Annotated in this window: 20 protein-coding genes; 11 read left to right on the forward strand and 9 right to left on the reverse strand. The window is 35.3% G+C overall.

Going from position 1 to position 18,979, the window contains the following annotated elements:
- Positions 1–14 precede the first annotated feature (14 nt).
- Together nagA and nagB are read right to left on the reverse strand one after the other, a co-directional pair.
- Positions 15–1,157: an N-acetylglucosamine-6-phosphate deacetylase gene (gene nagA, locus ACGH47_RS09305; RefSeq protein WP_411599413.1), complete on the reverse strand. Its 1,143-nt coding sequence runs from the start codon at positions 1,155–1,157 to the stop codon at positions 15–17.
- An 11-nt stretch (positions 1,158–1,168) separates the two neighbouring features.
- Positions 1,169–1,975 carry a glucosamine-6-phosphate deaminase gene (nagB, locus tag ACGH47_RS09310; RefSeq protein WP_267349995.1) on the reverse strand — a complete coding sequence of 269 codons (807 nt, stop codon included), beginning with the start codon at positions 1,973–1,975 and terminating at the stop codon, positions 1,169–1,171.
- 250 nt (positions 1,976–2,225) lie between these two features.
- On the opposite strand from nagB, the gene nagE reads away from it, so the two are divergent.
- Complete coding sequence (nagE, locus tag ACGH47_RS09315; protein ID WP_411623285.1) at positions 2,226–3,725, forward strand: N-acetylglucosamine-specific PTS transporter subunit IIBC; 1,500 nt, start codon at positions 2,226–2,228, stop codon at positions 3,723–3,725.
- 268 nt (positions 3,726–3,993) lie between these two features.
- Here nagE and tusC read toward each other — a convergent pair whose 3' ends face one another.
- The 3 genes from tusC to fkpA are packed head-to-tail and all read right to left on the reverse strand — an operon-like array spanning position 3,994 to position 5,572.
- Positions 3,994–4,347, reverse strand: a complete 354-nt coding sequence (tusC, locus tag ACGH47_RS09320) for a sulfurtransferase complex subunit TusC (RefSeq protein ID WP_267360958.1) — start codon at positions 4,345–4,347, stop codon at positions 3,994–3,996.
- Positions 4,348–4,364: 17 nt separating this feature from the next.
- A complete protein-coding gene (gene tusD / locus ACGH47_RS09325; RefSeq protein WP_411623301.1) occupies positions 4,365–4,730 on the reverse strand; it encodes a sulfurtransferase complex subunit TusD in 366 nt (121 codons plus the stop codon).
- 8 nt (positions 4,731–4,738) lie between these two features.
- On the reverse strand, positions 4,739–5,572 hold the full coding sequence (fkpA, locus tag ACGH47_RS09330) for an FKBP-type peptidyl-prolyl cis-trans isomerase (protein WP_267349990.1): 834 nt from the start codon (positions 5,570–5,572) through the stop codon (positions 4,739–4,741).
- A gap of 221 nt (positions 5,573–5,793) precedes the next feature.
- On the opposite strand from fkpA, the gene fabZ reads away from it, so the two are divergent.
- From fabZ to rnhB, 4 genes are read left to right on the forward strand one after another with little or no spacing between them, the layout of a single operon-like run.
- Positions 5,794–6,240, forward strand: coding sequence for a 3-hydroxyacyl-ACP dehydratase FabZ (gene fabZ / locus ACGH47_RS09335; protein WP_065558097.1), 447 nt, complete (start codon positions 5,794–5,796; stop codon positions 6,238–6,240).
- 45 nt (positions 6,241–6,285) lie between these two features.
- Positions 6,286–7,065 (forward strand): acyl-ACP--UDP-N-acetylglucosamine O-acyltransferase, encoded by a 780-nt coding sequence (gene lpxA / locus ACGH47_RS09340; RefSeq protein WP_267349987.1) that lies wholly within the window; start codon positions 6,286–6,288, stop codon positions 7,063–7,065.
- A complete protein-coding gene (lpxB, locus tag ACGH47_RS09345) occupies positions 7,065–8,249 on the forward strand; it encodes a lipid-A-disaccharide synthase (protein WP_411623286.1) in 1,185 nt (394 codons plus the stop codon). The genes lpxA and lpxB overlap by 1 nt, the downstream gene beginning before the upstream one ends.
- Positions 8,243–8,833: a ribonuclease HII gene (gene rnhB, locus ACGH47_RS09350; protein WP_411623302.1), complete on the forward strand. Its 591-nt coding sequence runs from the start codon at positions 8,243–8,245 to the stop codon at positions 8,831–8,833. Before lpxB ends, rnhB begins: the two co-directional genes overlap by 7 nt.
- Here the strand turns inward: rnhB and ACGH47_RS09355 are convergent.
- Together ACGH47_RS09355 and ACGH47_RS09360 are read right to left on the reverse strand one after the other, a co-directional pair.
- Positions 8,830–9,435, reverse strand: coding sequence for a YiiX family permuted papain-like enzyme (locus ACGH47_RS09355; protein WP_411623287.1), 606 nt, complete (start codon positions 9,433–9,435; stop codon positions 8,830–8,832). The genes rnhB and ACGH47_RS09355 overlap by 4 nt on opposite strands.
- Positions 9,436–9,560: 125 nt before the next feature.
- Positions 9,561–10,850: an NAD(P)/FAD-dependent oxidoreductase gene (locus tag ACGH47_RS09360; RefSeq protein ID WP_411623288.1), complete on the reverse strand. Its 1,290-nt coding sequence runs from the start codon at positions 10,848–10,850 to the stop codon at positions 9,561–9,563.
- 335 nt (positions 10,851–11,185) lie between these two features.
- Here ACGH47_RS09360 and ACGH47_RS09365 point away from each other — a divergent pair, with 335 nt between their 5' ends.
- From ACGH47_RS09365 to rraA, 5 genes are all read left to right on the forward strand, one after another.
- A complete protein-coding gene (locus ACGH47_RS09365; RefSeq protein WP_411623289.1) occupies positions 11,186–12,157 on the forward strand; it encodes an HlyD family secretion protein in 972 nt (323 codons plus the stop codon).
- Positions 12,139–13,278, forward strand: coding sequence for an ABC transporter permease (locus ACGH47_RS09370; protein ID WP_065558102.1), 1,140 nt, complete (start codon positions 12,139–12,141; stop codon positions 13,276–13,278). The genes ACGH47_RS09365 and ACGH47_RS09370 overlap by 19 nt, the downstream gene beginning before the upstream one ends.
- 16 nt (positions 13,279–13,294) lie before the next feature.
- Positions 13,295–14,458 (forward strand): ABC transporter permease, encoded by a 1,164-nt coding sequence (locus ACGH47_RS09375; protein WP_411623303.1) that lies wholly within the window; start codon positions 13,295–13,297, stop codon positions 14,456–14,458.
- A 195-nt stretch (positions 14,459–14,653) separates the two neighbouring features.
- Positions 14,654–15,550 (forward strand): 1,4-dihydroxy-2-naphthoate polyprenyltransferase, encoded by an 897-nt coding sequence (locus tag ACGH47_RS09380; RefSeq protein WP_267349975.1) that lies wholly within the window; start codon positions 14,654–14,656, stop codon positions 15,548–15,550.
- Positions 15,551–15,639: 89 nt separating this feature from the next.
- Positions 15,640–16,131: a ribonuclease E activity regulator RraA gene (gene rraA / locus ACGH47_RS09385; protein WP_065558104.1), complete on the forward strand. Its 492-nt coding sequence runs from the start codon at positions 15,640–15,642 to the stop codon at positions 16,129–16,131.
- A gap of 81 nt (positions 16,132–16,212) precedes the next feature.
- Here the strand turns inward: rraA and dprA are convergent, their stop codons facing one another.
- Positions 16,213–17,316, reverse strand: a complete 1,104-nt coding sequence (dprA, locus tag ACGH47_RS09390) for a DNA-processing protein DprA (RefSeq protein WP_411623290.1) — start codon at positions 17,314–17,316, stop codon at positions 16,213–16,215.
- Between the two features lie 149 nt (positions 17,317–17,465).
- Between dprA and def the strand changes: the two genes are divergently transcribed.
- A complete protein-coding gene (gene def, locus ACGH47_RS09395) occupies positions 17,466–17,978 on the forward strand; it encodes a peptide deformylase (RefSeq protein ID WP_411623291.1) in 513 nt (170 codons plus the stop codon).
- 202 nt (positions 17,979–18,180) lie between these two features.
- On the opposite strand, the gene fliR is transcribed toward def, so the two are convergent.
- Positions 18,181–18,975, reverse strand: a complete 795-nt coding sequence (gene fliR / locus ACGH47_RS09400) for a flagellar biosynthetic protein FliR (RefSeq protein ID WP_411623292.1) — start codon at positions 18,973–18,975, stop codon at positions 18,181–18,183.
- Positions 18,976–18,979 lie beyond the last annotated feature (4 nt).

Consider the following 18,979-nt stretch of genomic DNA (forward strand, 5'->3'; position numbering starts at 1 on the left):
AATTATCTGACATTCTAACGGGTGATTTCTCCATTAACAACCGTTTTAGTTATCGTAAAGTCTCGATTAAAAACAACTAAGTTGGCAATTTTACCTTCACTAATGCTACCAAGTTGTTTATCCACACCGATTGCTTTAGCTGGGTAAAGTGTCGCCATTCTTAAGGCTTCATCTAATGCAATACCCACATATTCAACAGCATTTTTAACTGCATCAATCATGGTTAATGCAGAGCCGCCAAGCGTGCCTTTATCGTCAACGCATAGCCCATCTTTATAATAAATGGTTTTACCTGCAAAAACAGCAGAAGACAAATTAGAACCGGCTAACAACATTGCATCTGTAATTAAAATTAAGTGATCTTTCTTAATTTTATGGCTATTGCGAATGTTTGCCCAACTTACATGATGTCCATCAGCAATAATACCAACATATACTTCTGGTTCATCATATATTGCACCAACTACGCCTGGCTCACGTCCTGAAATATAAGGCATAGCATTAAATAGGTGGGTGCCTAATCGAATTCCATCATTGAAGCCACGACGACAGTCATCGTAATGACCATTGGAATGACCGACAGAAACATGAATTCCTGCATTAACTAATTGTTTAATAAAATGGCTTTCAACTCTTTCTGGCGCAAGAGTAATGATTTTAATTACATCAGCATTTTCACATAGAAAATCAATCATTTTTTGCGAAGGTAAACGAATAATGTTTTCGTCATGAATCCCTTTCTTTTCAGGACTAATATAAGGACCTTCAAGATGTAAGCCTAATGCTTGATTAGGATGTCGAGCTAAGTATTCACGCATTACCGCGACCGCTTTTATCATAAATTCATCTGTTGATGTGATTAAAGTCGGTAAATAGCTCGTACAACCATAAATAAGGTTGGTAGCTTGCATCGCTTCTAATGTTTCAACACTTAATGCGTCGAGTGTCTCATTAAATTGCACACCGCCACATCCATTGACTTGAATATCAATAAATCCAGGCGCAACGATCGCTCCTTGTAGATCTTCAATTTTGATATTGTCGGGTAAATTATCTTTTTTACAAATTTTGTCAATTTTATCACCGTCGATAATAACAGCATGATTTTCAAGAATCTCATAACCGGTATAAATACGACAATTTGTTAATGCATACATTGAGTTATCCTTTATAAAATGGTCACGTTAAGATTGTCAGCTTCCATTTGTTTAAAATATTTTAACGTTTTTACTTTAAGGTCATCGGTACTTGGTTCATCACAAACAATAATAGATGCTGGGTGCATTTGTAATGCGGATACTGTCCATAAATGATTAATTGAACCTTCAACGCCTGCTTGTAATGCTAAACTTTTGTTATGACCACAGACTAATAAAATCACTTCTTGTGCATCCATTAATGTGGCAACACCAATAGTTAGTGCGTGCTTTGGAACTTGATTCACATCATTATCAAAGAAACGTGAATTGGCAATACGTGTATCTTCAGTTAGCGTTTTAATACGCGTGCGTGAACAAAGCGACGAACCCGGTTCATTAAAAGCAATATGTCCATCTTGACCAACACCACCAACAAAAATATTGATTTTGCCATAAGATTTGATTTTTTCTTCATATTGGCGACACTCTTGAGCAATATCAGTTGCATTGCCATTTAATATATGGATATTATTTTTATCGATATCAATATGATTAAAAAAGTTTTCATGCATAAAAGTGTGATAACTTTGTGGATGATCTTCAGGAATACCGACGTATTCATCCATATTAAACGTTACCACATGTTTAAAGCTAACATCACCAGCTTGGTAGTGTTTGATCAGTTGTTGATACATCACTAATGGCGAGCTACCGGTTGGTAAGCCTAACAAAAACGGACGATCCGCTGTCGGTTTAAATTGGTTAATTTTATTCACAATACGTTGTGCAACCCAAGCGCCCACTTCTTGAGCATTTTCTAAAGGAATAAGCCTCATTCGATACCACCTTTTCTGATATAATTAGAACCACTTCTTTTTTTTTGAAGTAAAATATGTTGACTGTATTTTACTATATTAGAGCAATTAATCAAAAAAAAGCGTGATAAAAATCACATATATTGAATAATTAATTTGCGAAGTAAAATAATATAATATGAAATAGAATGGATCGTTTACTGATATCTGAAGATGCATAACAAATCATCATGTTTAGATATAGTTTAAATAAATATAAGAGGTTAAACTTATGGGAATTTTAGCTTATATGCAACGTATTGGGCGCTCATTAATGGTGCCAGTTGCAGTTCTACCTGCTGCAGCAATACTTCTAGGGATAGGATATTGGATCAATAGCGTTGAATGGGGTGCAAATAGTATTGCGGCAACATTTTTAATAAAATCTGGTGGCGCTATCATTGATAACATGCCAATTTTATTTGCTATTGGTGTTGCATATGGTATGTCCAAAGACAAAGACGGTGCAGCTGCACTTTCTGGGTTGGTCGGATTTTTGATTATTACAACATTATTATCGCCAAATTCAATTGCACTTTTTGAAGGTGTTGATACCAGTGTTGATGGTTGGCAAACGCAAATATCTCCTGCATTTGAGAAAATCAATAACCAATTTATTGGTATTTTAGTGGGTATTATCTCAGCTGAACTCTATAACAAATTTAGTACGGTTGAGTTACATAAAGCGTTAGCTTTTTTTAGTGGCAAACGACTTGTTCCGATTATTGTTTCTATCGTGATGCTACTTATCTCTGTCATCTTTTATTTTATCTGGCCAATTATTTTTGAAGCATTAGTAAAATTTGGTGAATCGATTAAGAATTTAGGTGCAGCAGGTGCAGGGGTATATGGCTTCTTTAACCGTATATTAATTCCAGTTGGTTTACATCATGCTCTTAACTCAGTATTTTGGTTTGATGTTGCTAACATTAACGATATTCCAAATTTCTTGGCTGGTCAAAGTGCGATAGATTCTGGTAAAGCTGTTGTAGGTATTACCGGACGTTATCAAGCAGGATTCTTCCCAATTATGATGTTTGGTTTACCAGGTGCTGCTTTAGCCATGTATCACACAGCGAAAAAAGGCAATAAAGATAAAACCGCATCAATTATGTTAGCGGCTTCTTTTGCAGCATTCTTTACGGGAATTACAGAACCGCTTGAATTTGCGTTCATGTTTGTTGCACCAGTACTTTATGTTATTCATGCAATTTTAACGGGCATTTCACTCTTTATTGCTGCAACGATGCAATGGATATGTGGATTTGGTTTCAGTGCCGGTTTAATCGATATGTTACTGCAATCTGGAAATCCTCTTGCAGTGCATTGGTATATGCTCATTCTTCAAGGTTTAGTGTTCTTTGTGGTTTACTATGTTGCGTTCCGCTTTATCATTGTTAAATTTAACCTTAAAACCCCAGGTCGTGAAGATGAAGACAGTGCGGCACAATCATCGACAACTGATACCGCTAAACCAGCGCAAACGACAGCTGATACCACAGCGCTTGCTGAACAATATTTAGCTATTGTTGGCGGTAAAGAAAACCTGACCAATATTGATTCTTGTATCACTCGATTACGTTTGAGTGTGAAAGATTCTGATTTAGTTGATGAAGCAGCCGCTAAAGCATTAGGTGCAATGGCTGTGATTAAACTAGGTAAAACAGGTGTGCAAATTGTTGTAGGTCAACAAGCTGAAAAGATTGCAGATCAAATGAAAAAATTAGTTTAAATGATAACAACTTAAACTATCACTATTAATTAATCCGCCTTATTCGTCATACTTAACGACAAAATAAGGCGGTTTTTTATTTTTCTTGATTACTTATTACCCTTCGATATTCTTATTTCTTTCCGTTGTGTTTGATTTGATAATCAGTTATTGCGTTTTTAAATATGGCTTAGTCTAAAGTTAATCAGACTAGATTAGTCTTAATTGAAAGGATGATGTGGGCGAAACAATTTTTAATAATGAAGCAGATTAAAAATTTAATATTAAATTAGAATGTTAAAATGACATCTTGCTCATCAAGCAATTGATTTAAATCGTAATGGTTAATCACTTTAGTGGTAATATTAAAGGTGAAATCAGAAAGATTATGCGATTTTAATGCTGACTCACTCACATAAACATCTTCAATATCATAAAGTTCAAGCATATTGAATGTGGCGATATAGTCACGCATCAAAATGAGATCGGGTTGCTGATCAGGTAATAAATGAAAAATGCCTTTATCGGTAAAAATGACCGTAATATGATTTAAAGCAGATAATGCTAAAGCCAAATCAAGTGCTTCTCGACCTTTGGCACTACCATGAGGGGAAGAATGAATAATAATGGCAATTTTCTTCATATCATTAACCGTCATATTTAAAATTGAATAACACGATCTGATAAAGTGATTGATTCAGTTAGCTCGCCTAAACCGGTTAATTGAAAATAATCGGCAATATTTTCTTCGGTTATTCCACGTCTTAGCGAAGCTGCAACACAAATTGTTAAGGGTAGATCATATTTTTTTGCTAATTCTTGCCAAGCGCTGACTAAATCAAATTCATCATTGGCAGGGTCGGTATATCGATTACCATTATAAACACCATCAGCGTAAAAAAAGATATTTTTTATGGTGTGAGATGTATTTAACAATAAGGCTTGTGCAAATTGATACGCACAATAAGCAGATTGGATCCCATAAGCAGGACCCAAAACAACGAGTGTATATTTCAATGAAGTAATCAATTTATTTATCTTATTTGCTTGAATGAAGATTGTTGATTGTTTCCATTGTTATCTCCATCAATGCCCAATAGCGAAATTTCAAAAACTAAAGTTGACTCTGGTAAAATCGCTGCTTTGTCTCCTTGAGCTGGATAATATTGACTACCATATGCTAATTCTGGTGGAATGACTAATTTGATTTTACCACCTACTCCAATTAATTGAATTCCTTCAGCCCAACCTTTAATTACTTCATCAAGTTTAAAGCTAACGGTTTCACCACGATCATATGAACTATCAAATTTACGTCCGTCAACGAGTTTACCTTCATAATGAACAATAACGTTACTATCTTTTGTTGGATGATGAGAAGAACCTTGATTAATTATTTGATAAAGTAAGCCCGACTTAGTTTGTTTTACACCACTTTGTTTAGCAAATTCTGAACGGAATTTCGAACCTGCTTCAATATTTTCTGCTTTTTCTTTTTCAAAACGCGCTTTGGCTTTTTCCATCACACGTTGACGAATAGCACTTAAAATAGCATCAGTTTCATCATTTGATAATTGTGATTTACTGTTAAATGTTTCAGTGAGTCCGCTGATAATATAGTCAGGATCGATATCAATTTCGCTTTCTTTTAAAGAAGACGCAAATGAAGAACCTAATGCATAAGAATCTTTTTGTGTTTGAGTAGTTAATGTCACTTTATTCGGATTGGCTGATTGTTCTGCCGACGTGATAGTTTGTTCAGCATGGGTAGTTGTTTGCTTATCCGTCGGATTACTTTGGGTATCACATCCAGTTAAAGCTAACACAATTGCGCTACTGATTAGCGTCATTCTTAAAAATAACTTCATTTTAATTCTCCATATTGAAATTTTTTTATTATTATTAATATTATAACTTATTTGATATTAGATAATACAGTATTTACAAACCATTATTAGTAAAAAATTCGCCTTAACAAATCATTAACATTGTCATTAATCCTTTCTTGATGATTAAATCATTCTTGAGTGCAAGTGGCATCCTCAGTTATAATGTAAAAAGTTTATATTAATATATAAGGATAGCTATTTTGACTACCGAACTTAATACCCTTGATATCGAAGAAATTATTAGTTTATTACCACATCGATATCCTTTTTTAATGGTTGATCGTGTGATTAGTTATGAAAAAGGGAAAACGCTAAAAGCAATCAAAAATGTAACGGTCAATGAGCCTTTTTTTCAGGGACATTTTCCTAATAAACCCATTTTCCCCGGTGTTTTAATTTTAGAAGCGATGGCCCAAGCAACGGGTATTTTAGCTTTTAAAAGTATTGAAGAATTATCACCCGGACAATTGTACTATTTTGCATCTATTGATAAAGCTCGTTTTAAACGACCTGTTGTGCCTGGTGATCAGATTGTACTGGATGTGGAATATATTAAAGAGCGTCGTGGAATTGCATTATTCCATGGTGTAGCAACTGTTGATGGAAAGTTAGTTTGCGAAGCCGAGATGATGTGTGCTCGTAAATAGTATTGATTTGTCTAAATATCCCAAAAACAGTATGAAGGAAATGCTATGGCAACGGAAATACATCCAAGTTCAGTGATAGAAAAAGGCGCCAAAATTGGTAACAATGTTAAAATTGGTCCTTTTTGCTTTATTGGTGAAAATGTTGAAATTGGTGAAGGGACTTTTTTAAAATCACATGTAGTCATCAATGGCCACACTAAAATTGGTAAAGATAACCAGATATTTCAATTTGTATCGATTGGTGAAGTTAACCAAGATTTAAAATATCGAGGCGAACCAACTCGCACTGAAATTGGTGATCGCAATATGATTCGCGAAAGCGCGACTATTCATCGCGGTACTGTTCAAGGTGGCGGAATTACTAAAATTGGCAGTGATAATCTATTAATGATCAATGCGCATGTTGCGCATGATTGTCGAATTGGGAATCATTGTATTTTGGCAAATAATGCAACACTTGGCGGACATGTTCAGTTAGATGATCATGTTATCATTGGTGGTATGACTGCGGTACATCAATTTTGTGTCATTGGATCACATGTTATGGTTGGTGGTTGTTCAGGCGTTGCGCAAGATGTCCCACCTTATGTGATAGCACAAGGAAATCATGCCACACCACATGGCGTGAATTACGAAGGTCTAAAACGTCGTGGATTCAGTAAAGAAGCTTTGCAAGCTATCCGCAATAGTTACAAAATTCTTTATCGAAATGGGCTATCGTTAGACGAAGCGAAAGCAGAAATTGAGGCTATTGCAAATCAATATCCTGAAGTCAAATTATTCAATGATTTTTTTGCACGTTCAACACGTGGCATCATTCGTTAATGACTAGTCAACCAATCACAAGCCAGACAGATACGAATAAATCATTAACCATTGCTTTAGTCGCCGGTGAAACATCTGGCGACATTCTGGGCGCTGGATTGATTCGTTCTCTCAAAAAGTATCATCCTAATATTCGATTTGTTGGTATTGCAGGGCCTTTAATGCAAGCTGAAGGGTGTCAAGCTTGGCATGAAATGGATGAGCTTTCTGTTATGGGGATTGTAGAAGTGTTGGGAAAATTACGTCGTATTTTAGCAATACGTCGTGATATTACTAAGCGTTTAATTGAATTAAAACCCGACATTTTTATAGGAATTGATGCACCTGATTTTAATCTTTCCTTAGAAGGTAAGTTAAAGCGAGCAGGGATTAAAACAATTCATTATGTGAGTCCTTCGGTATGGGCTTGGAAGCAAAAACGTGTTTTCAAAATTAAACGTAATACTAATCTCATATTAGCTTTTTTACCTTTTGAAAAAGCGTTTTATGATAAGTTTAATGTCCCTTGTCGTTTTATTGGTCACAAAATGGCAGATGATGTGCCATTGATGCCTGACCAAGTCGCAATGCGTCAACAATTAGGCATTCCGCTCAATGGTCGGTGTTTAGCAATATTGCCGGGAAGTCGTCATGCGGAAGTCACCTTATTGTCTGCCCCTTTTTTACAAGCAGCTCAGCTTTTACGTGATCGTTACCCTGATTTGCATATAGTCGTACCTTTAGTCAATGAAAAAAGACGACAAGAATTTGAGCAGATTAAAACGCAAATAGCACCAGAGTTGAAAGTTCAACTATTAGATGGTCATGCCCGTGAAGCAATGATTGCCAGTGATGCTGCGATTTTGGCATCCGGAACAGTAGCACTAGAATGCATGCTAGCCAAATGTCCTATGGTGGTGGGTTACAAAATGAAGCCATTCACTTTTTGGTTAGCCAAAAAATTAGTTAAAACCCCTTATGTTTCATTACCCAATATTTTAGCTGGTAAAGAAATTGTACCCGAGTTATTACAGCAAGACTGTACCCCTGAAAATATCGCTAATCATATTATTCCTTTTTTAGAAGGGGATAATCGTGAACTTAAAAAAACATTTTTATCATTACATCAGCAAATTCGTTGTCACGCTGATGAACAAGCAGCTCAAGCTGTACTTGATGTATTAGAGGATTCACCTTGTTGTTAGAATTTAGTTATCCTGATGCCACCTTAATTGCTGGAGTTGATGAAGTTGGGCGGGGACCACTTTGTGGTGATGTTGTGACGGCAGCTGTTATTTTAGATCCTAATAAACCAATCAAAGGATTAACGGATTCTAAAAAACTTTCTGAAAAAAAACGAGATCAATTATTTGACGTTATTAAAGAAAATGCACTAGCTTGGTGTATTGCAAGAGCTTCGGTTGAGGAAATTGATAAATTAAATATTTTGCATGCTACCATGTTAGCTATGCAACGAGCGGTAACAGGACTTGCGATCCAACCAGATTTTGTTTTAGTTGACGGTAATCGTTGTCCGGAATTTGGTATTCAAACACAAGCCGTTGTCAAAGGCGATTTGCTGGTGGCAGAGATTAGTGCTGCGTCGATTTTAGCGAAAGTAACGCGTGATCGTGAAATGGTAGAATTAGACAAATTGTATCCCCAATATGGACTGGCAAAACATAAAGGATATCCCACCAAAGATCATTTAATGGCAATTGAGCTGTATGGTATCAATCATTTATATCGTAAAAGTTTTGCTCCAGTTAAAAAGTTATTACTTGTTTAATGCGACCATTTTTTGTCTACTGTTATTAATAACGGTGAATTAAACATAGCGACAGGCGAAATAACGGTTTCTTGAAAGGGGATTTTATCGCCATAACGCGCTTTTAATTTTTGTTTTACGAGTGCTGATGAAAGATTGAAATCTTTGATGTTCTGTAATTGACCAATTTCTAATTTAAGTGCTCTATTATAAATTTTCCAAACTAATTCAGAACAATAGATATAATTGTCATTCCAACCAAACCAGATATCATAAGGTTTATTTTCAAAAGTTTTTGCAACTAGCTTTAATTTATTGGTTTCCTTAACAGATAAATTATGATCTTTGAGACGTTTGATTACATAATATCTATTTTTTCCTCTTTCAATAAAGCTTGTTAAAGGTGTATAAGCGACTTTACTCCCAGCTTCAAATACATAAGGTTTACCATTTTTTATGAAAATGATTCCCATATGGCTATAGGGCGAATTTGTTGCTTGTTCAACGGCTTTACTTTGACTGGATTGAGACGATTGAAAAATAATATCGCCATCTTTTGGCTGATAATTTGCTTCACAGATAAAACAGGAAAATAACAATATAAAAATTAAAATAAATCGCATATTTTTCTATTATTCCTATGATTACATTTTGAGTTGAAAAGTATTGTCTAAATACCTTATATAAAAAAACAGCTACTGAAGATTATTTATTATCAAGTAGCTGTTGTTTATTTTTCGGTTAATAATTAATCTTGCTGACTAAAAATAGACGCAAATTTACTTTTATATTTAGCTTTGCAATCACGAGCAAAACGGATAGTTTTAAAGATACCCAATAAACTAGCTTGATGCATACGATATAGCAAACGATGGATCATTAACGCAAACCAACCTTTCACACTCATTTCTTTATTGCCAATCATCTTAACCACGCCTTGGGCGGTATCATGTAAAGAAATAATGGTTCCTTTATCGGTATAGACAAATGACTTCATGGCTTGATTGTTAATCAGACTAACGATATTTCGAGCGCAAATTTTTGCCATTTGATTAGCTGCTTGTGCTGTGGGTGGAGAGGCTCGTCCGCTATCTTGCATCGCATAAGCACTATCACCAATAACAAAGATATTATCGTCTCGTGTAGTTTGTAATGTCGGTTTAACGACTAATTGATTTGAACGACTTGATTCTAAACCAGCTATGTCTTTCAGATAATCAGGTGCTTTAACGCCAGCAGTCCAAATCATAATATCGGCTTTAATGGTTTCCCCTTCTTTAGGATAGAATCCATCACTTTCGGCTTTTGTAATCATGGTATTCGTTAAGACATGAATACCGCGTTTTTCAAGGGTTTTAGTAATGCTTAATGCCGTTTTTTCGGGTAATGCTGGTAAGATACGATTGGTTGCTTCAATAACGGATACATCTAAGAAATCAGCACACATTTTGTTTTTTCGACATACGCCAAACGTTTCAACCATATGAGGTAGTTCAGAGGCTAACTCGACACCTGTTGCGCCACCACCAACAATAGCAATGCGAAGTTTTTCCCCTTTAGTGTCAGCGTCTTTATCGAGCGTTGAACAGAAATTTGTGAATTTTGATAGCAGTATTTCACGTAGGCGAATAGCGGCATTTTGATCATCTAAAAATATACAATGTTCTTTAACACCAGGCGTACCAAAATCATTCGAAGTACTGCCTACTGCTATAACCAAAATATCATACGATAGGGAAATATGATTATCATTTGTATCATTGATCAGAACTTGCTTATTCTCACGATCAATATTGGTAAAAGTACCTTGAGTAAACTCAAAATGATGTTGCTTTGCTTGTTCAGAAAAGAAGATGTTATCAACTTGTTCATACATAGCACCTGTTGCAACTTCATGCAGTAGTGGTTTCCAAATGTGGTAACTATTTTTATCGATCAGCGTTATTTTAGCTTGTTTATTTTTACCTAGCTTATCACCAAGATTAGTTGCCAACTCTAATCCACCTGCACCACCACCAACAATAATTATTTTTTTCATATTTAATACCTTACAATCCTAATTTAAAATATCATACTAAATAAGTAGGTTTTTATCTATATTCTTTTGACTAATATCAATTATAAATAAAATCTATTAATATATTGATTTACAATGATTGAAAATAATTTATTTTATTAAAAATAAAATGTTTAATATTTATTAAATAGAAGACAATTAATGCCTTTATTTGGAATAAAGTGAAGGTGAACTTGTACGAATAAAGCACTTTTCGTATAATGAGTAAATAAGTTTTTACGTATGTTATCCTATTAATATTTATCTAAACATCTTGATATCTTATCCATTTAACATCACACTTTAAAAAAAATTATATGAATAAAAAAATATTTATTAGTATTGCGTTAATCGTTATTTTAATTTCAATGACGATTCTAATACGCTCACACAATAGCCAGTTAATTCTTCAAGGTGAGGTTGATGCGCCGAATGTCAGTGTGGCTTCAAAAGCCAAAGGGCGTGTTCAGCTTATTCACGTTAATCGGGGTGATGATGTAAAGCCTAATGATATTCTAATTACGCTTGATAGTCCTGAATTATTAGCGCAAGTGAAAGCGGCTGAAGCCGCACGAGATCAAGCTAAAGCTCAGGTGGCACTTTCCGAACATGGTACGCGTGAAGAAAGCATACGTTATTACGAAGCATTACTTGAACAAGCAAAAGTCGCTTATGATAATGCATCAAAAGAATATGACCGTAATAAAGCAATATCTGCAAAAGGGTTTGTATCACAGTCAATATTGGATAATGCATTAAAAACACGTGATGCTGCTTTTCAACAGGTACAATCTGCACAGGCTAATTTAGATCAAGCTAAAAATGGTGATCGCATAGAACAGCGTGAAATTTATGCAGCCAAATTAAAAGAAGCAGAAGAGCAACTCAAGCAATTACAAATTCAATATGATGATCTTCAAGTTAAAGCCCCTGTTGGTGGTGAAATTGGTTCAATACCAGCTGAGGTAGGGGAATTATTTAATGCGAATAGTCCGTTATTAACAGTGATTCGATTACCGGATGCCTACTTTGTGTTTAATCTTCGAGAAAATATTATGCCGAACGTTCACAAAGGGGATCGTATTAAGTTAGAAGTGCCGGCACTAGGAAATAAAGAAATCGAAGCAGAAGTTCGTTACATTGCCCCAATGGGAGACTATGCAACCAAGCGTGCAACTCGTGCAACGGGCGATTTTGATTTGAAAACGTTTGAAGTCAGATTATATCCAATTCATCATGTAGAAAGTTTACGTGCGGGTATGAGTACTTTATGGAAATTGGACAATTAATGTTGGACTTTTGGACACGTTTTAAAGATGCATTTAATGATGAAGTGCCGCAAATATTCAAGCGGTTCACTTTTCATTGGTTAATGTGGATCTTACCACTGATTATTTTTGTCTTAATCAGTAGTATCTTTTATCGCGGTGTTTTGTTCGATTTACCCGTTGGCTATATCGATCAGGATAAAAGTGTTTTATCACGTGAAATTGTGCGTAATCTTAATGCGGGTGCGCATGCCAACCTGATTAATTACGATAGCCAACTTTCCGAGGCTGAACGGGATTTACAAGAAGCAAAAATTTATGCCATATTGTATATTCCACCCAATTTTGAAGCGGATGTTTTATCTGGTCGTCAACCCACCCCAATGCTTTATTATAATGCGTTATATTACAGTGCAGGGTTATACTCCATTATGGATTATTCGGGGTTAATTGCGGCGTTAAATACTGAATATCGAACAACGTTAGCGACCAGTGTCGGGTTACCAGTTCCCCCACTTGCCAAAGTGAATTTCAATTATGATGGGCTATTTAATGCTAGCGGTAACTCAATGTACTTCCAACAGTTTTCTGCGGTTGTACATTTATTACAATTATTTGTTGTTACTACAACAATCTATATCCTGTCGCAATTACCTAAGCGAACCCGCCCTAATTATCCCTTTGTGCTTGGAAAATTAGCGCCGTATACCATTTGGTATACCATGTTACTCATTTTCGAAATTGCGATGTTAGTTTTGTTTTCACATGCCAGGGTATCAGGATCCCCGTTTGCGATGATGACGGTGGTGTTTTTTTATGTCATAGCGGCACAAAGTATTGGTATTTTACTGTATACCTTTACGAAAACGGCTATTGATGCATATACCTATATCGGTGTGCTAGTCGGATTGGCATTAACCTATTCAGGTATTGTTGTACCCGAACTTTCAATGCCGTGGATAGCCAGATTTATCTCATCCCTTGAGCCACTAACTTATGCGCTAAATAAGTTATTTGACCTTTTTTTACGGCATTCAAGTTATCTTTCAGTATTAAAAACCTGCGGTATTTTAATGATCTATCCAATAATTATTACCGTGTTAGTCAGAAAACGTTTAGTGAAACGTTTGCATTCACAGTAAGAGGATAAGTAAGATGATTAAAATATTTTGGTCTTCGTTTATAAAAATATTCTTTTACATGTTAATGCGACCGATGTGGTTATTATTACTTTTATCGGTTTCTTTGATGAGTTTAGTTTATATTAATGGCACTATTACAAATTTGCCGGTAGCAATTGTTGATCAAGATCATACGGCGACTAGTCGAAGCCTAATACGTTCTTTAAACACCAGTTCAAAGATTGAAGCCATTACTTATGAAAATTCATTACAAGCGTATGATGATATCAATAATCGTAAACTGTTTGCGGTATTTACTATTCCAAGAAATTTTGAAAAAAAGATCTTAAATGGTGAAGAAGTCACAATACCAGCCTATGGTGATGCTTCAAGTCGTTTAGCTAATGGTTTGATACAGGTGGATATTCGAGGAATCTATCAGCAAATATTAACTCAATATAATACACGGATTATGCGAAATGCTGGATTTGCCGATAAACAGATCGACATCATACTATCGCCAATTAAAGGTCAAACAGAACCGCTATACAATGCTGGCATAAGCTTTGCAGCCATCACTTTTCCTGGCTTATTAGTGATGTTATTGCAGCACTCATTTTTAATCGCTGCAACACGCACTAACATTACGTTAAACTCCTTGCCACAAGGAAAACCGCCAAAAATTGTAATTTTTGGTAGCTTATTTGGTTTATTACCAATCTGGCTTTTTTTATCCATCGTGCTTTTTGGATTATGGCCTTGGGTGCTTGGTTATCGTCAGTTAGCTAGCCTTACTGAAATACTAATCATGACATTTCCACTATTACTCGGTGCTTTGGGTTTAAGTAAATTGTTGACTGAGTGTTTACGCAAAACTGAAATGATATATTTGACATTGGCATTTTTGACGACGCCTGTGTTTTATCTATCCGGTACCATTTGGCCAATTGATGCTATGCCTCATTGGTTTCAATTTGTCTCATATTTATTGCCGTCAACATGGGCGACTAACATGATTGCAGGTGTGAATCAAATGGGACTTGGGCTAGCAGATAATTGGCACAATATATTGATGATACTCTTATTAGGTGCGATATACAGCATAATGGGCATTCTTATTGCTGCATTAAGAGAAGGTCGAATACGTAAATTTTTCAGAAAGAGAAAAGCGAAAATACAATCTAAACGGCAGTTGATTTAATCTTATTGAACTTTTTATTCATCAAACTGCTTCCAATAATTCGTTAATTGTCTTAGTAGTTATGATGACAATTAACGAATGTTAAGTTACGTAATGTATTACTAAAAAAGATTTTCATTATCAACGTCGAATTATTCGTTTTTCCTGTTATGATATTTTGCTAATGTTTTAGATAGATATCTTGTGTTGTAGTGAATGAAATATTATCCATGGATTATTAGCCTACGCTTAAAAACGTTACCCCTTTCTTTATGTGCGATATTAGTCGGTAATGCGCTGGCTTATTGGCAACAACAATTTGATTATCGGATCATGTTATTATCTATTAGTACTGCCTCGTTGTTACAAATTCTGTCAAATTTAGCTAACGATTACGGTGATGCAGTTAAAGGAAGTGATAAATGTAATATAACCGCTCATACTCGTGGTATTCAATTGGGGTTAATCACATTAAAACAGTTAAAAATAGCGTTAATCATCAATATAATTTGTTGTATTTTATCCGGGCTATGTCTATTACACGTTGCTTGCAACAACCGATATGAATTATTCAGTTTTATATTATTAGGCTTGCTATCTATTATTGCTGCTATTACCTATACTATTGGCAACAAGCCTTATGGCTATAGTGGCTTTGGCGATTTATCCGTTTTAATATTTTTTGGGCTAGTTGGTGTAATAGGAAGTTACTACCTGCAAACAAAATCATTATCAAATTTAATTATTCTACCTGCTTTAGGTTGTGGATTGTTGTCAGTGGCCGTACTCAATATTAACAATTTACGTGATATTGATAGCGATCGAAATTGCCATAAGCGTACGTTAGTGGTGTTAATGGGACAAACCAAAGCTCGCTTTTATCATCTATTTCTAATTGTGACTGCATTTATTTTATTGGCACTTTTTGCTAGTCATCAGTTACATACCATTTGGCGGTGGTTATTTTTGATAACGCTACCGCTATTTATTTACCATATTTATGCTGTTTTTCGATTTAAGGTAGCTAAGGATGCTATCCCTTTATTATTACAGATGGTCAAACTTGCATTATTCACTAATTTACTTTATTGTTTGGGAATTATTTTGAACTAGCTCACGTTTATTTAAATTCGGTATCTTGTAACGCTATGTAAGCGTTATACTAGATAAACTAAAATATAAAGGCTAAAGGAGGCTTGGCAATGGAGTTTGATACTTCAATTCTTTGTGATTATTATCCGGAAGATGTTAACGTAGTAGAACCAATTTTCACTAATTTTGGTGGGGTTGCATCATTTTCAGGTCAAGCCGTAACAGTTAAATGTTTTGAAGATAACGGATTATTATACGAAATCTTGCAATCTAATGGTGCAGGTAAAATTCTAGTTATTGATGGCGGAGGATCGGTTCGTCGAGCATTGATTGATGCAGAACTGATTGATATTGCTGTTCAAAATCAGTGGGAAGGCATCATTGTTTATGGCGCGGTTCGACAAGTAGATTATCTGGCAGAAGCAGATATTGGTATTCAAGCGTTAGCGGCGATACCCGTAGGTGCAGAAGATCAAGGTATTGGCGAAGTAGACATTAGAGTCAATTTTGGGGGGGTGACCTTCTTTTCTGGTGATTTTGTTTATGCCGATAACACCGGAATTATTTTGTCGGAAATTGCCTTAGAAATCGACGAAGAATAGCTTATAACTTGTGTTCATCCGCTGATCTTAATTGGCGGATGTTTGATGCTAAAAATAGTATGGCTGTAAAATATAACTAAATTAAACCGTAACGTTACGAATATACCCACCTGTTACCGTCTTAATTAAACCGGCAAGCTCCATATCTAACAATTTAATTGTCAAATCAGGAATCGATAAATTTAACTGTTGAGCAATAATATCAACCGGAATAGGTTGATGACGAATTAAAGCAAAAATTTCAGGATATAACATAGTTTCAACGAATTTTACAGATTGCGACGTTAATGGCTTGATAGTTGATAGATAATGAGAATAATGCTCTAAGATATCAGTTGGTTTTGTGACTAAATAGGCTCCTTGCTGAATTAAAGCATGCGTACCACGACTGTTTTCGTTATTAATTTCACCGGGTAAAGCAAATACATCACGGTTTTGCTCAAGTGCATAACGGGCGGTAATCAATGAACCACTTTTTTCTGAGGCTTCAACCACAAAAGTACCCAGACTTAATCCGCTTATTATCCGGTTTCGTCTTGGAAAATATTCTGATCTTGCTGCTTCAAAGGGCAAAAATTCAGAAACTAAAGCGCCATTTTGTGCCAAAATATCATGGGCAAGTTTTAAGTTTGATCGCGGTGCTATTTTAGCAAGCCCACTTCCTAAAACGGCTATAGTATCGCCCGATACCTCTAATGCGCCTCGATGACAAATTGCATCTAGTCCCAACGCTAAACCACTAGTTACTGTTAAACCATTTATTGCCAATTCCCCCGCAAAATAGCGTCCCCATTGTGCACCATATTCACTAAATTGACGGCTACCGACCATGGCAATTTGAGGTGTTTGCAGTAACTGTTTATTCCCCATAACAAAAAGTAATAAAGGCGATGCGCTAATTTGTTTGAGTAGTGGTGGATAATCTGGATCACAATAGGTAATAAGCGTTTTAGACAAACCATCACTATTGAGCCAATCAAGCACAGGTTCAAAATGAAGGTATGAAGTAGTGAAAAAGCGTTCTTGTTGCATTTCATTCAATCCAAGCTTTTCGAGAAAAAATGCAACATTATTGATTGTATTTGGCAATCCATTTTTAAAAAACTGACTCATTTTTTTAAAAATGGCACGTTTTTCTTGTCCCAGCATTGAAATTCGTAATAAGAACTCATATTTACTCATCATTGTTTTATCATTTTATAAAAGTGTGGTTTCGTGAATTGGTGAGATATATTTTATCAATAGCTAACAAATGCTATTCACCAGCATCATAAATGTTTACAATGTATTTAAATCTGAAAAACCTGACAATTGAGGAGTAGATCGAAGAAATTATGGCTATTTTACCGGTATTACGTTTTCCTGATGAGCGATTACGCAAAGTTGCAAAACCAGTGACAGCATTTACATCCGAACTACAAACCATTATAGATAATATGATTGAGACCATGTATGAGCATAATGGTATTGGACTTGCCGCCACTCAAGTTAATGTGCATGAACAAATTATTGTCATTGATGTAACAGAAGATCGTAGCAATGTTTATGTAATCATTAACCCAGAAGTGATTAGCCAAGAGGGGGAGACAGGCATAGAAGAAGGTTGTTTATCCATTCCAGATTGTCGAGGATTTGTACCAAGAGCTGAAAAAATTAAGATTAAAGCGCTCGATCGCAATGGAAACCCTTACCAAATTGATGCCGATGAACTTCTTGCGATATGCATTCAACATGAAATGGATCATTTAAAAGGTAAGCTATTTGTTGACTATCTTTCTCCTTTAAAACGTCAACGAATCGAACAAAAAATGAAAAAAATGGCTCGAGAAGAGCTTAAAAGTAGATAAAAATAATGATAATTTATGTGGTAATTTAACTGAAGATACCGATTCAATTTGTTAAACTACCGCATAAATATTTTTTATTTAACCAACCGTCAAAAGGTTTCTCTCCGAGAGTTTTATTACTTAGAACGATCTTTCATCTATATAAATTACAATATGCAATAACTGTTTTATCGCCCCTTTTAGGATACTTTGCTTAAATTATTTAACCGGCTAATGCTATTAGCATTGTTGATATATATTCAAATATCTGTTCAAACACAAATTCGGCAAAAGCGGGTAACATCGACATTAAATATGTGAGCATGATTAACCCTAATAATAAGGTTAGGGGATAACCAATAACAAAAATGGATAGTTGAGGAGTCATTCTATTTAATAGCCCTAACGCCATATTGATAATTAACAACAAAGCCATTAAGGGTAATGCTAACATTATCCCATTAATAAATAGTAATCGGCTGATATCAATCAAAGTAAGGACGCCATTTGCTTTTAACGGCAAAGTTGTTATTGGAATGATGTCAAAACTATTGGCTAGTCCATACAATAACCATAAATGACAATCTAAACTAAGAAAAATTAACAAAGCGATGATATTGGTGAAACGTGATAATACCGATGTAGATGGCCCACCAATAGGATCAAAAAAAGTAGCCATGCCAAGCCCCATTTGCATACCAATTAATTCACCAGCTACTCTCATGGTCATAAAGGCAAGTTGCATAGCAAGACCCATTAATACACCGATGATAACTTGCTGCGCAATCATCCAAATACCCATTAATGAATAGAGTGTTACAGGCTTATCGGTCGGGGGTAATGGTAATAAAAGTGCAATGAGTAAAGCTAAACCAATTTTGACGCGGTTAGGTACTTCTTTTTCGCCAGTAATGGGAGCGACCATTATTAGTGCTAAAATACGTACAAACGGTAAAAACGAGTTTTTGACCCAAGAAAAAAAATCAATATCAAATAGATAATTAATATCAAATTCCATTAAA

The organism is Gilliamella sp. CG16 (assembly GCF_046635785.1).
Taxonomy (GTDB): domain Bacteria; phylum Pseudomonadota; class Gammaproteobacteria; order Enterobacterales; family Orbaceae; genus Gilliamella; species Gilliamella apicola_I.

Coding starts and splice junctions, on each gene's coding strand:
- nagA (WP_411599413.1), bottom strand. CDS start 1,157: ATGTATGCATTAACAAATTGTCGTATTTATACCGGTTATGAGATTCTT.
- nagB (WP_267349995.1), bottom strand. CDS start 1,975: ATGAGGCTTATTCCTTTAGAAAATGCTCAAGAAGTGGGCGCTTGGGTT.
- nagE (WP_411623285.1), top strand. CDS start 2,226: ATGGGAATTTTAGCTTATATGCAACGTATTGGGCGCTCATTAATGGTG.
- tusC (WP_267360958.1), bottom strand. CDS start 4,347: ATGAAGAAAATTGCCATTATTATTCATTCTTCCCCTCATGGTAGTGCC.
- fkpA (WP_267349990.1), bottom strand. CDS start 5,572: ATGAAGTTATTTTTAAGAATGACGCTAATCAGTAGCGCAATTGTGTTA.
- lpxA (WP_267349987.1), top strand. CDS start 6,286: ATGGCAACGGAAATACATCCAAGTTCAGTGATAGAAAAAGGCGCCAAA.
- lpxB (WP_411623286.1), top strand. CDS start 7,065: ATGACTAGTCAACCAATCACAAGCCAGACAGATACGAATAAATCATTA.
- ACGH47_RS09355 (WP_411623287.1), bottom strand. CDS start 9,435: ATGCGATTTATTTTAATTTTTATATTGTTATTTTCCTGTTTTATCTGT.
- ACGH47_RS09360 (WP_411623288.1), bottom strand. CDS start 10,850: ATGAAAAAAATAATTATTGTTGGTGGTGGTGCAGGTGGATTAGAGTTG.
- ACGH47_RS09365 (WP_411623289.1), top strand. CDS start 11,186: ATGAATAAAAAAATATTTATTAGTATTGCGTTAATCGTTATTTTAATT.
- ACGH47_RS09370 (WP_065558102.1), top strand. CDS start 12,139: ATGGAAATTGGACAATTAATGTTGGACTTTTGGACACGTTTTAAAGAT.
- ACGH47_RS09380 (WP_267349975.1), top strand. CDS start 14,654: ATGAAATATTATCCATGGATTATTAGCCTACGCTTAAAAACGTTACCC.
- rraA (WP_065558104.1), top strand. CDS start 15,640: ATGGAGTTTGATACTTCAATTCTTTGTGATTATTATCCGGAAGATGTT.
- dprA (WP_411623290.1), bottom strand. CDS start 17,316: ATGATGAGTAAATATGAGTTCTTATTACGAATTTCAATGCTGGGACAA.
- def (WP_411623291.1), top strand. CDS start 17,466: ATGGCTATTTTACCGGTATTACGTTTTCCTGATGAGCGATTACGCAAA.
- fliR (WP_411623292.1), bottom strand. CDS start 18,975: ATGGAATTTGATATTAATTATCTATTTGATATTGATTTTTTTTCTTGG.